The organism is Burkholderia sp. MSMB1835, from assembly GCF_001526365.1.
GTDB lineage: Bacteria > Pseudomonadota > Gammaproteobacteria > Burkholderiales > Burkholderiaceae > Burkholderia.
Genome location: NZ_LOYP01000049.1, coordinates 25,692 through 39,114 on the forward strand (window position 1 = coordinate 25,692; position 13,423 = coordinate 39,114).

Sequence of the window (13,423 nt, forward strand, 5' to 3'; positions counted from 1 at the left end):
TGTCCCGCGCCCTCGACACGGAGATCCGCCCCATGCCGACCGCCCTGCCCGCCCGTCTCGAACCCGGCCGCTGCTACCCGCTCGGCGCCACGTGGGACGGCCTCGGGACCAACTTCGCGGTATTTTCCGCGCACGCGCAGCGCATCCAGCTGTGCGTGTTCGATCCGACCGGTCGCAAGGAGCTCGCGCGCCTCGACCTGCCCGAATGCACCGACGAGGTGTGGCACGGCTACCTGCCCAACGCGCATCCGGGCACCGTGTACGGCTTTCGCGCGGACGGCCCGTATCAGCCGCAGCACGGCCACCGCTTCAATCCGACCAAGCTGCTGCTCGATCCGTACGCGCGCAAGCTGGTCGGCCAGTTCCGCTGGTCGGACGCATTGTTCGGCTATCGCGTGCATTCGAACCGCGCGGACCTGTCGATCGACCGCCGCGACTCGGCGCCCGCGATGCCGAAGGCCGTGGTCGTCGACGAAGCGTTCGACTGGAGCACCGACCGCCGCCCGAACGTGCCGTGGCGCAGCACCGTGATCTACGAGACCCACGTGCGCGGCGCGTCGATGCGCCGCGCGGGGCTGCGCCCGCCGGAGCGCGGCACGTTCGCGTCGCTCGCGCATCCGGCGTTCGTCGATCATCTGCTGTCGATCGGCGTGACGACGGTCGAGCTGCTGCCGGTCCATGCGTTCCTGCAGCAGCGCGCGCTCGTGCATCGCGGAATGCGCAACTACTGGGGCTACGACACGGCCGCGTTCTTCGCGCCGGAACCCGCGTATCTCACGACCCGGCGGCTCGACGAAATGCGCATCGCGATCCGCCAGCTGCATGCGGCCGGCATCGAAGTGGTGCTCGACGTCGTCTACAACCACACGTGCGAAGGCAATCAGCTCGGCCCGACGCTGTCGTGGCGCGGCCTCGACAACGCGAGCTACTACCGGCTGCGGCCCGACGATCCGCGTTATCACGTCGACGAAACCGGCTGCGGCAACACGCTGAACCTGTCGCATCCGCGCGTCGTGCAAATGGTGATGGACTCGCTGCGCTACTGGGCGACCGCATTCAACATCGACGGCTTCCGCTTCGATCTCGGCGTGACGCTCGGCCGCGAGGATCACGGCTTCGAGCCGGGCGCGGGGTTTTTCGACGCGTTGCGGCAGGACCCGGTGCTCGCGCAGCGCAAGCTGATCACCGAACCGTGGGATCTCGGCCCCGGCGGCTATCAGCTCGGCCGCCATCCGCCCGGTTTCGCCGAATGGAACGACCGGTTTCGCGACACCGTGCGGCGTTTCTGGCGCGGCGACGCCGGGCAGCGCCCGGAACTGGCCGCGCGCCTGTCGGGTTCGGCCGACCTGTTCAACCACGGGCGGCGCCGCACGTGGGCGTCGGTCAATTTCATCACCGCGCACGACGGCTTCACGCTGGCCGACCTCGTGTCGTATGCGGGCAAGCACAACGACGCGAACGGCGAGGACAACCGCGACGGCCGCGACGACAACTGCAGCGCGAACTGGGGCGCCGAAGGGCCGACCGACGACGCGGCGATCCGCGACGTGCGCGCACGCGTCGCCCGCTCGATGCTCGCGACGCTGTTTACCGCGCTCGGCACGCCGATGCTGGTCGCCGGCGACGAGTTCTGTCGCACGCAGCACGGCAACAACAACGCGTATTGCCAGGACAACGAACTGTCGTGGCTCGACTGGGACCTGGCGCAGAGCGAAGAAGGCGTGCAGATGACGCGCTTCGTGTCGCGGCTCGCCGCGCTGCGGCGCATGTATCCGGTGATGTCGGCGCCGCGCTATCCGTCGGGCGACCGCGACGGCGCGCCGGGCATGCGCGAGATCGAGTGGTTCGACGAACGCGGCGACGCGCTCACCGTGCCCGCCTGGGAAGACGGCGAAGGCCGCGCGCTGACGATGCGGCGCGTCGGCACCGGCCGCACCGGCCGCACCGAGGCGTTGCTCGTGATGCTGAACGCGTCGGCCGCGACCATCACGTTCATGCCGCCCGCGCCCGTGCTCGAGTACCGCATCCTGCTCGATACCGCCACACCCGACGCCGGCCCGCGTTCGTGGCCGGAAGCCGGGCTCGACGTCGCCGCGCACGCGGCCGTGATCGCGGTCGCGGCCGTGCCGCCGCCCGATCACCCTTCCTGAGGACCGCCATGACCACCCGTTCCGCGCGCCCCACCCGCACGCATGCATTCGAATCGTCGTTCGGCGCGACCTGCGTCGATGCCGAGCGCACGCGCTTCCGGCTGTGGGCGCCCGCGAGCCGCACGGCCGCCGTCGAACTGCAGGACGAAGGCGGCCGCGCGATTCCGATGACGCCGGCCGGCGACGGCTGGTTCGAGACGATCGCGCCGTGCGGCCCCGGCACGCTGTATCGCTACCTGCTCGACGACGCGCTCGCGGTGGCCGATCCCGCATCGCGCTTCCAGCCTTACGACGTGCTGGGCCCGAGCCAGGTCGTCGATCCGGCCGCGTACCGCTGGCGTCACGACGGGTGGCGCGGCCGCCCGTGGCACGAGACGGTGCTGTACGAACTGCACGTCGGCGCATGCGGCGGCTACGCGGCCGTCGAGCGGCGGCTGCCGTCGATCGCCGAACTCGGCGTGAGCGCGATCGAGCTGATGCCCGTCAATGCGTTTCCCGGCGCGCGCAACTGGGGCTACGACGGCGTGCTGCCGTTCGCGCCCGATGCGTCGTACGGGCGGCCCGAAGAGCTGAAATCGCTGGTCGACACCGCGCACGGGCTCGGGCTGCAGGTGTTCCTCGACGTCGTGTACAACCACTTCGGCCCCGAAGGCAACCTGCTGCCGCGCTACGCACCCGAGTTCTTCCGCGCGGACCGGCAGACCGCGTGGGGGCCGGCGATCGACTTCTCCCGCCCGCAGACGAGCGCGTTCTTCATCGACAACGCGCTGTACTGGCTCGACGAATACCGTTTCGACGGGTTGCGCATCGACGCCGCGCACGCGATCGACGACGACGCGTGGCTGCGCGAACTCGCGCGCCGCGTGCGCGCGTACGCGGGCGATGCGCGCCACGTGCATCTCGTGCTGGAGAACGAGCGCAATACCGCGAGCCTGCTCGGCCCCGGCGGCTTCGACGCGCAATGGAGCGACGACTTCCACAACAGCGCGCACGTGCTGCTGACCGGCGAGCGCGACGGCTACTACCGTGCTTACGCCGACGCGCCGCTGCGCCATTTCGCGCGCACGCTCGGCGAAGGCTTCGCGTACCAGGGCGAGCCGTCGCCGCTGCACGACGGCGCCGCGCGCGGCGAGCCGAGCGCGCATTTGCCGCCGACCGCGTTCGTCGCGTTCCTGCAGAACCACGACCAGATCGGCAACCGCGCGTTCGGCGAACGGCTGCGTGCACTCGCGAACGACGACGCGGTACGCGCGGCGACCGCGCTGATGCTGCTCGCGCCGTCGATTCCGCTGCTGTTCATGGGCGAGGAAGACGGCAGCACGCAGCCGTTCCAGTTCTTCACCGACTATCGCGGCGCGCTCGCCGACGCGGTGCGCGACGGCCGGCGCCGCGAATTCGCGGCGTTTCCCGCGTTCGCGGACGCCGCGCATCGCGACGCGATTCCCGACCCGAACGACATCGCCACGTTCGTGCGGTCGTCGTCGCACCATCCGCCCGACGAGTCGTGGCCCGACGCGGCCGCGTGGCGGCGGTTCTACCGCAGTGCGCTGGCCGTGCGCGCGGCGCTCGTGACGCCGCACCTGCCCGGTGCGCAGTCGCTCGGCGTCGACCTGCTCGCGGGCGACGGCGATCCGCAGGCGCTCGTCGCGCGCTGGCGCCTCGGCGACGGCAGCACGCTGACGATCGCGCTGAACCTCGGCTCGCACGACGCGGCGCTGCCCGCGCTGCCGGTCGGCAAGATCGTGTTCGAGACGCCGCCGCGCGCACGCGACCGGCTGCCGGGCCGGCACTTGCCGCCGCGCGCGTGCATCGCGTGGCGCGACGGCGCGGTCAACCAGGATGCGCGGCAGCATCGCGCGAACGGACGGAGCCCATCATGACGACCGACGTCCCGATCGCGGCGCTCGCCCGTGCGGCCGGGCTGGAGCCCGACTGGACCGACGCGGGCGGCGTCGCGCGGCGCGTGGACGACGACGCGCTCGTCGCGCTCGTCGACGCGCTGGGCTGGCCGTGCGGCACCGCGATCCAGCGGGTCGACAGCGCGGCGGCGCTCGCCGACGCGAACGCGTCGCCGCCGCGCGTCGTGACCGGCGACGCCGGCCTGCCGCTGACGCTGCCCGCGACCGTCGCGTCGCCGGGCGCGCGCTTCCGGATCTCGCTCGAAACCGGCGGGCACGTGGACGGGCGCGTGGGCGACGCAGGCGAGCACGGCACGCTGCCGCCGCTCGCGATGCCCGGCTATCACGCGCTCGACGTCGGCGAGCAGCGCATCGGGCTGGCGATCGCCCCGCCGCGTGCGCAGCCGTTCGACGCGTTCGCACGCCGGCCCGACGCGAGACGCTGGGGTATCGCGGCGCAGCTCTACAGCCTGCGCCGCGCCGGCGACGACGGCGCGGGCGACTACACGGCGCTCGCGCGGCTGGCCGCGCAGGCGGCGCGCCACGGCGCGCAGGCGGTGGCGATCAGCCCGACGCACGCCGGCTATCCGGCGCTCCCCGCGCACGACAGCCCGTATTCGCCGTCGTCGCGACGCTGGCACAACGTCGCGTATCTCGACTGCGACGCGGTGCCGGGCGCCGAGGCCGCGTCTCGCGCATCCGCGGCCATGGCCGACACCGCGCTGATCGACTGGCCCCGCGTGCTGCCGACAAAGCTGCGCCGCCTGCGTGCGTGCTTCGACGCGTGGCGCGCCAGCGACGACCCGTCGCGCGACACGTACCAGCGTTTTCGCGCGGCGGGCGGCGCGGCGCTCGACGCGCATGCGCGCTTCGATGCGCTGCAGGCGTTCTGCATCGAGCACGGCATCGGCGCGGACTGGCGGCAGTGGCCCGCGCCGTGGCGCATGCCGGGATCGGCGGAAGTCGACGCGTTCGCGCACGCGCATGCCGACACGATCGCGTTCCACACGTTCCTGCAATGGTGCGCGTCGCGCGCGCTCGGCGACGCGCAGCACGCGGCGCGCGGCGCGGGCATGGCGACCGGGCTGATCGCCGATCTCGCGGTCGGCTCGGATCGCGCCGGGAGCGACGCGTGGGCGCACGGCACGACGCTGCTGCGCGGCGTGTCGCTCGGCGCGCCGCCCGACCTGTTCAACGCGGCCGGCCAGGCGTGGGGCGTGACGACGTGGTCGCCCGAGGCGCTGCGCGCGGACGGCTTCGTGCCGTTCATCGAACTGCTGCGCGCCGCGTTCGCGCACGCGGGCGGCATCCGCATCGATCACGTGCTCGGCTTCGCGCGGATGTGGATCGTGCCGGACGGCGGCTCGCCGCGCAGCGGCGCGTACCTGCGCTATCCGCTCGACGATCTGGTGCGGCTCGTCGCGCTCGAGGCGGCCCGCCATCGCGCGATCGCGATCGGCGAGGATCTCGGCACCGTGCCGGCCGGATTGCGCGAACGGCTCGGCGCGCAAGGTGTCGCCGGCATGCGCGTGCTGTGGTTCGAGCGCGACGCGAATGGCGCGTTCCGGCCGCCGTCCGCGTGGGATCGCGAGGCGATCGCGACGACCTCGACGCACGATTTGCCGACCGTGGCCGGCTGGTGGCGCGGCGTCGACCTCGGATGGCGGCGCATCGCAGCCGAGGCCGACGCCGCGAAACGACGCGACGCCACGCCGCCGCGCGACGTCGCCGCCCCGGCGCCGGACGACGCGAGCGCGCACGATTCGGACGAGATCGTGCAGAGCATGGCGCTCGGACACGACACCGTGCCGCGCCCCGAACCCGGCAACCCGACGCCGCCGCCGGCGCCGCCTGCCGAGCTGCTCGCCGCGCACGCGGAACGCGCCGGCGAGCGCACGGCGCTGTGGCGCGCGCTGCAGGAGGCCGGGTGCGTGCCGGCCGGCGCCGCGATGCCGCCGGCCGACATGCCGCCGGTGACCGCCATCCTCGGATACGTCGCCAGCGGCCCGTCGCCGCTCGCGCTGCTGCCGCTCGAGGATCTGCTCGCGCTCGACGCGCAGCCGAACCTGCCGGGGCCGCCGTGCGGCCATCCGAACTGGCGGCAGCGGCTGCCGCGCACGATCGACACGCTGTTCGACGCCGACGTGCGCACGCGCATCGCCGCGGTCGTGCACGCGCGCCGCGCGCCGAGGCACGGCCCATGATCCCGCGCGCGACGCTGCGACTGCAACTGCATGCGGGCTTCACGTTCGACGACGCGGCCGCGCACGTCGACTACTTCGCGCGGCTCGGCGTCAGCCACCTGTACCTGTCGCCGGTGTCGACGGCCGAACCCGGCTCGCTGCACGGCTACGACACCGTCGACTACGGCGCGCTCGGCACGGAACTCGGCGGCGAAGCCGGCTTCATGCGGCTCGTCGACGCGCTGCGCGCGCGCGGCCTCGGCATCATCGTCGACATCGTGCCGAACCACATGGGCGTCGGCGGCTCGTCGAACGGCTGGTGGAACGACGTGCTCGCATGGGGACCGGCGAGCCCGTACGCGCGCACCTTCGACATCGACTGGCATCCGCCCGACCCGGCGCTCGACGGCAAGGTGCTGCTGCCGTGCCTCGGCGCGCCGTACGGCGACGCGCTCGCGGCCGGCGACATCACGCTGCGTGTCGATCCGGCCGCGGGCCGCTTCACCATCGCATGCCCGGGGCGGCAGTTGCCGGTCGCCGTCGCCACCTACGCGGAGATCCTGCGCATCGCGAACCGCGCGGACCTGAACGCGCTCGCCGAGCGCTTCGACGCCGCGCCGGCACGCGGCAGCGCACGGCTCGCCGCCGCCCATGCGGCGCTGCGCGACCATGCGCGCGCGCACGGCCCGCACGCGTTCGACGCGATCTTGCGCGGCGCCGACCCGCGCCGCGCGCGCTCGCGCGCGTGCCTGCACCGGCTGCTCGAACGTCAGCACTACCGGCTCGCGTGGTGGCGCACGGCCGCCGACGAGCTGAACTGGCGGCGCTTCTTCGACATCGCGACGCTCGCGGCCGTGCGGGTCGACGACGACGCGGTGTTCGACGCCGTGCATGCGCTGCCGCTGCGCCTCCATGCGGCCGGGCTCGTCGACGGCGTGCGCGTCGATCACGTCGACGGCCTCGCCGATCCCCGCGCGTATTGCCGCCGGCTGCACGCGCGGCTCGCCGCGCAGCGCGACGCGCGGCCCTACGTCGTCGTCGAGAAGATCCTCGCGCCCGGCGAGGCGCTGCGCACCGACTGGGCCGTCGACGGCACCACCGGCTACGACTTCATGAACGACGTCGGCGCGCTGCTGCACGACCCGGCGGGCGCCGAACCGCTCGCCGCGCACTGGGCGGCCGTATCGGGTTCCGCGCGCACGTTCGCGCAGGAAGCCCTCGACGGCAAGCGGCGCGTGCTGATGCGCCAGCTCGCCGTCGAGCATGCGCGGGTCGCGCGGCTGCTGCACGGGATCGCACGTGCCTCGCCGGCGACGCGCGACATCAGTCGAATCGCGATCCAGCGCGTGCTCGGCGAACTCGCGGTGCGGCTGCCCGTGTACCGGATGTATCCGGCGCCGGGTGACGAACTCGCCGAGGCCGACCGGCGCGTGCTCGCGCATGCGTACGACGGTGCGTACGCGGCGGTCGATCCGGCCGACCGGTTCGCGCTCGAGCGCGTCGCCGCGTGGCTCGGCCTGCCGGTCGTGCGCGTGCCGCGTGCGAACCCCGACGCGCTGGCCGCGGCGCGTGTCGCGTTCGCGCAGCTCACCGCGCCGCTGGCCGCGAAGGGCGTGGAGGATACGGCCAACTATCGCTATGGCCGGCTGCTGTCGCGCAACGAGGTCGGCGCCGACGCCGGCGACTTCAGCCTGTCGCGCGGCGCCTTCCATGCGCGCAACCGGCGCCGCGCGCGCACCGTGCCGCACGGGCTCGTCGCGACGGCCACGCACGACCACAAGCGCGGCGAGGACGCGCGTGCGCGGCTCGCGGTGCTGAGCGAAGCGCCCGATGCATGGCGCGCGGTGTCGCTCGACTGGTCGGCGCTGAACCTGCCGCATCGCGGCGGCGCACACCGCGACCTCGCGTGGACGCCCGGGCCGACCGCCGAGGCGATGCTGTACCAGACGCTGGTCGGCTGCTGGCCGCCGGCGCTCGCGCCCGACGATGCGGCCGGGCTCGCCGCGCTCGCGACGCGCGTCGTGCAATGGCAGACGAAGGCGCTGCGCGAAGCGAAGCAATACACCGACTGGCTCGCGCCCGAGCCGGATTACGAGCACGGCTGCGAAGCGTTCGTTCGCGCGATCCTGACGCCACGCGGCGCCGGCGATTTTCCGCATCGGCTGCACGCGTTCGTCGCGCGGATCGCGCCGGCCGGCATCGTCAACAGCCTGACGCAAACCGCGCTGCGGATCGCGTCGCCCGGCGTGCCCGACCTGTATCAAGGCACCGAGTCATGGGATCACTCGCTCGTCGATCCGGACAACCGGCGCGACGTGCCGTTCGCGACGCTGGCGGCGCAGCCGGTCGACGGCCCGGTCGCGTCGTATCTGCCGACGTGGGCCGATGCGCGCGTGAAGCGCGCGCTGATCGAGCGGATGCTGGCGCTGCGTGCGCGGTGGCCGACGACGTTCGCGGACGGCGCGTACGTTCCGCTGCGCGTGCGCGGCACGCTCGGGCGGCATGCGGTGGCCTTCGCGCGCTGCGACGACGCGGCGACCGTGGTGGTGATCGCGACGCGGCTCGCGTGCCGGTTGCTGGGCGAAACGCCGGGGTTGCCGCGTGTGGCGCCTCGGGAATGGGGCGATACGGCGGTCGTGCTGCCGCGCGGGGTGGAAGGGCCGTGGGTCGACTGGCTAAATGCGGAGCAAGCGATCGATACGCCGGACGGTACACTGGCGCTCGATCGCTACTTGGCCCAGTTACCCGTTGCGGTGCTCGTTGCGGCGCGAAGTGGAAATTGAAGCCGACGCCTAATGGGTGCCAGCCCTGCGCCACCGAAATCGATTTTGTGCACGCTTAATCGATTTCAATCGAAACGCGCTCGTAAGCGATTTTGTGCAGCCAACGATGGGCGTCGGCACCTCACGACCACTCTTCCGGCGGCATCTCGCCGCTGTCGTCCTCCCACAGCGGCTTCCTCCCCTCGTCTTCTCCACGGCTCGGCGTCACCGGCCCGTTCCCGCCGTCGTTGCCGCGCCCGGCTCGCCGCGCGCCGTCGCGCGACCCCGCCGCCTGCGTGCCTGCTCGCGTGCGCGTCGGCGTCACGGTCCGCTGTCCGTTGCGGTGGCGTTCGTCCGTCGCTGCGTCGTTAGTCTGTCGTGCGTTCGAATCCGTAGCCATTTTTTCTCCCTGAATCATCGAAGGAACCGGTCGCTCGAACGCCGCAATTTCGGTGCCGCCCGCCGGGCAAGCGTCTTGCTATCCCGATTCGACCGCAACCGTTCCGGAGGTGACGATGCCGACGAATCGCAACACGCCGCCCGCCACACGCCGCCGCCTCGGCGGATGGATGGCCACCGAGGAATCGCACATGGCCGCGTTCCGCGAAAAAATCGCGAGCGAAGCACGCGCGCATGCCGGCGACCGGCTGCGCACGCCGGCCGTGCAGGCACTCGCGCGGCTGTTCGACGACGACGCCGTGCTGCGCATGAGCCTGAGCCGCGCGATCGACGAAGCGCGGGAAGCGGGATACCGGCTCGGCTATGCGTCGATCGGCGAGCTGATGACCGTGCTCGACCATCTGATGACCTATACGCCGCCGTTCAGCGAGGAAAGCCTGATCGTGTGCCCGTTGAACGCGTTCTTCGACTGGCCGATGTGCATGCCGTCGGGCCACGCGGTGTTTCGCGACGCGGCCGTCAACGCGCAGTTGAAGCGCGTGCTGAACGTCTGGTGCGATTTCCTCGGCGGCCCGCATTCGCGTGCGCATCTCGACACGTCGGCGCCCGACGGCTGGTTCTGCGACGCCGCGTGCGAACGTCTGGGGCTGTCGCAGTTCCAGTATCGCGAAGACCAGCCGCACTGGGGCTTCGATTCGTGGAACGATTTCTTCACGCGCCGCTTTCGCGACGGTGCGCGGCCCGTTGCGGCGCCCGACGATCCGCACGTGATCGTCAGCGCGTGCGAGGCCGCGCCCTATCACACCGAAACCAACGTCAAGCTGCGCGACACGTTCTGGATCAAGTCCCAGCCGTATTCGCTGCGCGACCTGTTCACGCCCGCCTGGCTGTCGCTCGCCGAGCGCTTCGTCGGCGGCGACGTCTACCAAGCCTATCTCAGTGCGTACAACTACCATCGCTGGCATGCGCCGGTGCGCGGCGTCGTCACGCACGCGTATCGGGTAGACGGCACGTATTACTCGGTCGCCGAAGCGGAAGGCCCGGACCCGGCAGGGCTCAACGACTCGCAGGGCTACATGACGGCGGTCGCCGCGCGCGCGGTGGTCGCGATCGCGAGCGACGATCCCGGCATCGGCACCGTGGCGGCCGTGTTCGTCGGGATGGGCGACGTGTCGTCGTGCGTGATCGAGGTCGTGCCGGGCCAGCGCGTCGACAAGGGCGACGAGATCGGCTACTTCCAGTTCGGCGGCTCGACCTACTGCCTGCTGTTCGAGGCCGGCGTGATCGACCGTTTCCTGCACGCGCCGCCGTTCGAAGGCCAGCCGCCGGTCGTGCAGGTCAATGCGTCCGTCGCGATCGCGCGGTGAGCGCCGCGCGCGGCGCGGTGCGTCACGCGTCGCCCACGTCGATCGCTCGGGATTCGGCGGCGTCGTGACGCTGCACGCACCGCAGCACCGACAGTCCGTCGGCCGTCAACGCGGGCCGGCGCGCGCCCGAGGCGTCGTCGCGCTGCAGCACGATCAGCGCTTGTTCGACGAGCGCGACGACGTCGTCGCGGTCGATCTGGATCTGTTCCGGCGCGCGGTGCACCAGGAACAGCGCGGCAAATTCATGGGCGGTCAGCATGCTCGTTCCCCGTTGGCGGCGACGCACGACGCGACACCGGCGTCGCATCGGCAGCCGGCGCGAAGCGCGCGCCGGCGACGTGACGAGCATGCAGGGATCGTGCCAGACGGCGTCGCGCGACCGGCGTCCGTGCGGTGCGCGCGCCGCGCGATGTGGCACCGCACGGCGCGTTGGAGCGCTGCAAAGTTTTCAACGGCATGTAAGGGCGGGCGAGCGAACGCGGCGGAAGCAACGCGCCGGCAAACGCGATCCCGTCACGACTGCCCTTGGCGAAACAACCCGCCCCGCCCGCGCTTGGCCGGCGCACGGAAATACCCGCTATGCAGCACCACGTCGTGGTCGCCGCTCGCCAGCACGTCCGCGCACGCGGCTTCGATACGCGCGCGACCGCGCTCGAACGCGTCGCGCAGGTCGGCTTCCAGCGCGGACTGCGCGCCGAAATGATCTTCCAGCGCCTCGACGGTGATCGCGCAGGTCTGCGGCACGCCGGCGACGTCGACGACGAAGCGCAACTGCAGCGCCGCACCGTCGAACGTGGGCGGTTCGTCGGCGAGCGTCACGGGGCGGGCGGAATCGGCCGGCATCGGCTCATGCCCCCCGCGCCGCGAGGCGCTCGACGAGCGCGCCGTTGAACGCGGGCAGATCGGCCGGCTTGCGGCTCGTGATCAGGTTGCCGTCGCGCACGACCTCCTCGTCCACCCACTTGCCGCCCGCATGGCGGATATCGTCCTGCAGGCTCGGCCAGCTCGTCATCGTCTTGCCCTCCACGAGCCCGGCCGACACGAGCAGCCAACCGCCGTGGCAGATCGCCGCGACCGGCTTGCCGGCGCCGACGGCCGCCGTCACGAATTCGCGCGCGGCCGGCAGCATCCGGATCGCGTCGCCGTTCACGACGCCGCCCGGCAGCACGACCGCGTCGTAGTCGCCTTCGCGCGCATCGTCGAACGTGCGGTCGACCTTCACGCGCTCGCCCTTGTCGACGTGCCGGAAACCCTGGATCTCGCCGCGCTTCTGCGAGATCACGTCCACCTGCGCGCCTTCGGCCGCGAGCGCGCGCTGCGGTTCGACGAGCTCGGCTTCCTCGAAGCCGTCGACCGCGAGAATCGCTACCTTGCAATGATCCAGCCTGCCGCTCATGAATGCCTCCGTGAATCGGGTAGGGGTAGGGCGGCACACATCGTGCCGTGCCGTGATGCAGCAATCGCCGTTCCGGCCGGCCGGCCGTTGCGCGCCCGCGCCCGTCCCGACATCAGTCGGGGAACGACCCGCAATCGGATGGGGATACGCTCTACCGAGGCCGCTCGCCCTGTGACAACACCGCCCCGCTGCAAAGATTTCAACCCGATGTAACGCGACGCCGTGCGTCGACCCGGCGCGATTACTGCAGATGGCGTGCGGCGTCGAGCATGGCGGCGGTCAACTCGATCGTCAGCGTCAGGTTCTCGTCGGTATCGGGCAATTGATCGAGCGTCTGCTGCACGGCATCGTGCAGCATCGCGTGCACGCGCATGCGCGCGCCGTCGTCGAGATCCGCGTAGCGTTCCATCGTCGAGCATTCGAGCGCGAGCACGACCGAATGTCGGGCCGCCTCCGGCGGCGCCTCGACGGCATTCGCCCACGCCGCATGGAACATGACCCTGCCCGTCTCGACGTCCACGTGGACCGTCGTGTCGAGATCGTCCGTGTCGACTGCATCGTCGTCGAGCTCGTCGTGCGCCAGGGAAATCCGGGAATTCGATTGCATGATGTCCTCCTGCGTGGTGGCGGCGCGCCCGTCCGGGGAAACCGCGCCGCCATCGCGCCGTGCCGGCCGCGCCGGCACGACACCGTCAATAACCGCTGGACCCGCCGCCGGCCGCCCCGCCGCCGCCCGAGCCCGTCGAGCCCGCCGAACCGCCGCCGCCGGTACCCATACCGCCGGCACCCGTCCCGCCGGAGCCGCCCGCACCGCCGGCCCCACCCGAGCCGCCGCCGACACCGCCGCCCGTGGCGCCGCTGCCGCCCTCGCCCGCGCCGTTCGGGCCGCCGCCCGGCTTCGTGTGACGGGCCGATGAGCCGTGCGAGCGCATCCCGTGCTTCGCGCCGTGCCGTTGCGTGCCCGCGGGCGGCGGCGGCGCGGCCGTATTGCCGTTGGCGCCGTTAGCGCCCGGCGTCGACGTGTCCATCGACGGATTCGGCGCGCCGGTGCCCTCGTCCGAGCGCTGCGAGTTCTGCGCCCACGCGGCCGGCGCGGCCGCGACGATCGCGACGGCCGCGCAGGCCAGCACGTGCCGCGCGACGAACTTCGATTCGAATGCTGACTTCATGGCGTTTTCTCCCTATGGATGATCGCGTGATGGAGATTCCTGCTCCGATCTTTCAGCAAGGGCCATGCCGGAGCGCGGACGACCTGCGCGACGCGGCAC

The 13,423-nt window shown here is 72.2% G+C and carries 11 protein-coding genes; 5 read left to right on the plus strand and 6 right to left on the minus strand.

From position 1 onward, the window contains the following. Positions 1-32: 32 nt before the first annotated feature. Genes glgX through treY form a run of 4 tightly spaced genes read left to right on the plus strand, consistent with a single transcriptional unit; the run spans position 33 to position 9,014 of the window. Entirely contained in the window at positions 33-2,150 is a 2,118-nt protein-coding gene (glgX, locus tag WS96_RS22025) for a glycogen debranching protein GlgX (protein ID WP_059835368.1), read from the plus strand. 8 nt (positions 2,151-2,158) lie between these two features. Next, on the plus strand, positions 2,159-4,030 hold the full coding sequence (treZ, locus tag WS96_RS22030; RefSeq protein ID WP_059835370.1) for a malto-oligosyltrehalose trehalohydrolase: 1,872 nt from the start codon (positions 2,159-2,161) through the stop codon (positions 4,028-4,030). Further along, the gene (gene malQ, locus WS96_RS22035; RefSeq protein WP_059835371.1) at positions 4,027-6,252 is read left to right on the plus strand and encodes a 4-alpha-glucanotransferase; all 2,226 of its coding nucleotides are present in this window, start codon (positions 4,027-4,029) and stop codon (positions 6,250-6,252) included. Before treZ ends, malQ begins: the two co-directional genes overlap by 4 nt. Next, positions 6,249-9,014 (plus strand): malto-oligosyltrehalose synthase, encoded by a 2,766-nt coding sequence (gene treY / locus WS96_RS22040; protein WP_059835373.1) that lies wholly within the window; start codon positions 6,249-6,251, stop codon positions 9,012-9,014. Before malQ ends, treY begins: the two co-directional genes overlap by 4 nt. A 121-nt stretch (positions 9,015-9,135) precedes the next feature. Here the strand turns inward: treY and WS96_RS33820 are convergent, their stop codons facing one another. Continuing rightward, entirely contained in the window at positions 9,136-9,393 is a 258-nt protein-coding gene (locus WS96_RS33820) for a hypothetical protein (protein WP_059835590.1), read from the minus strand. Between the two features lie 115 nt (positions 9,394-9,508). On the opposite strand from WS96_RS33820, the gene WS96_RS22050 reads away from it, so the two are divergent. Further along, the gene (locus WS96_RS22050) at positions 9,509-10,759 is read left to right on the plus strand and encodes a phosphatidylserine decarboxylase family protein (protein ID WP_059835592.1); all 1,251 of its coding nucleotides are present in this window, start codon (positions 9,509-9,511) and stop codon (positions 10,757-10,759) included. A 22-nt stretch (positions 10,760-10,781) separates the two neighbouring features. On the opposite strand, the gene WS96_RS22055 is transcribed toward WS96_RS22050, so the two are convergent. The 5 genes from WS96_RS22055 to WS96_RS22075 all read right to left on the minus strand — a co-directional run bounded on the left by WS96_RS22055 (position 10,782) and on the right by WS96_RS22075 (position 13,324). Further along, entirely contained in the window at positions 10,782-11,018 is a 237-nt protein-coding gene (locus WS96_RS22055) for a hypothetical protein (protein ID WP_059835594.1), read from the minus strand. A gap of 254 nt (positions 11,019-11,272) precedes the next feature. Beyond that, positions 11,273-11,602 carry a DUF1488 domain-containing protein gene (locus WS96_RS22060; protein WP_059835375.1) on the minus strand — a complete coding sequence of 110 codons (330 nt, stop codon included), beginning with the start codon at positions 11,600-11,602 and terminating at the stop codon, positions 11,273-11,275. A gap of 4 nt (positions 11,603-11,606) precedes the next feature. Beyond that, positions 11,607-12,155: a type 1 glutamine amidotransferase domain-containing protein gene (locus WS96_RS22065; protein ID WP_059835377.1), complete on the minus strand. Its 549-nt coding sequence runs from the start codon at positions 12,153-12,155 to the stop codon at positions 11,607-11,609. Positions 12,156-12,396: 241 nt separating this feature from the next. Continuing rightward, positions 12,397-12,762 (minus strand): DUF3022 domain-containing protein, encoded by a 366-nt coding sequence (locus WS96_RS22070; protein ID WP_059835596.1) that lies wholly within the window; start codon positions 12,760-12,762, stop codon positions 12,397-12,399. An 85-nt stretch (positions 12,763-12,847) separates the two neighbouring features. Then, a complete protein-coding gene (locus WS96_RS22075; RefSeq protein ID WP_059835378.1) occupies positions 12,848-13,324 on the minus strand; it encodes a hypothetical protein in 477 nt (158 codons plus the stop codon). Positions 13,325-13,423: the final 99 nt, after the last annotated feature.

Coding starts and splice junctions, on each gene's coding strand:
- glgX (WP_059835368.1), top strand. CDS start 33: ATGCCGACCGCCCTGCCCGCCCGTCTCGAACCCGGCCGCTGCTACCCG.
- treZ (WP_059835370.1), top strand. CDS start 2,159: ATGACCACCCGTTCCGCGCGCCCCACCCGCACGCATGCATTCGAATCG.
- malQ (WP_059835371.1), top strand. CDS start 4,027: ATGACGACCGACGTCCCGATCGCGGCGCTCGCCCGTGCGGCCGGGCTG.
- treY (WP_059835373.1), top strand. CDS start 6,249: ATGATCCCGCGCGCGACGCTGCGACTGCAACTGCATGCGGGCTTCACG.
- WS96_RS33820 (WP_059835590.1), bottom strand. CDS start 9,393: ATGGCTACGGATTCGAACGCACGACAGACTAACGACGCAGCGACGGAC.
- WS96_RS22050 (WP_059835592.1), top strand. CDS start 9,509: ATGCCGACGAATCGCAACACGCCGCCCGCCACACGCCGCCGCCTCGGC.
- WS96_RS22055 (WP_059835594.1), bottom strand. CDS start 11,018: ATGCTGACCGCCCATGAATTTGCCGCGCTGTTCCTGGTGCACCGCGCG.
- WS96_RS22060 (WP_059835375.1), bottom strand. CDS start 11,602: ATGCCGGCCGATTCCGCCCGCCCCGTGACGCTCGCCGACGAACCGCCC.
- WS96_RS22065 (WP_059835377.1), bottom strand. CDS start 12,155: ATGAGCGGCAGGCTGGATCATTGCAAGGTAGCGATTCTCGCGGTCGAC.
- WS96_RS22070 (WP_059835596.1), bottom strand. CDS start 12,762: ATGCAATCGAATTCCCGGATTTCCCTGGCGCACGACGAGCTCGACGAC.
- WS96_RS22075 (WP_059835378.1), bottom strand. CDS start 13,324: ATGAAGTCAGCATTCGAATCGAAGTTCGTCGCGCGGCACGTGCTGGCC.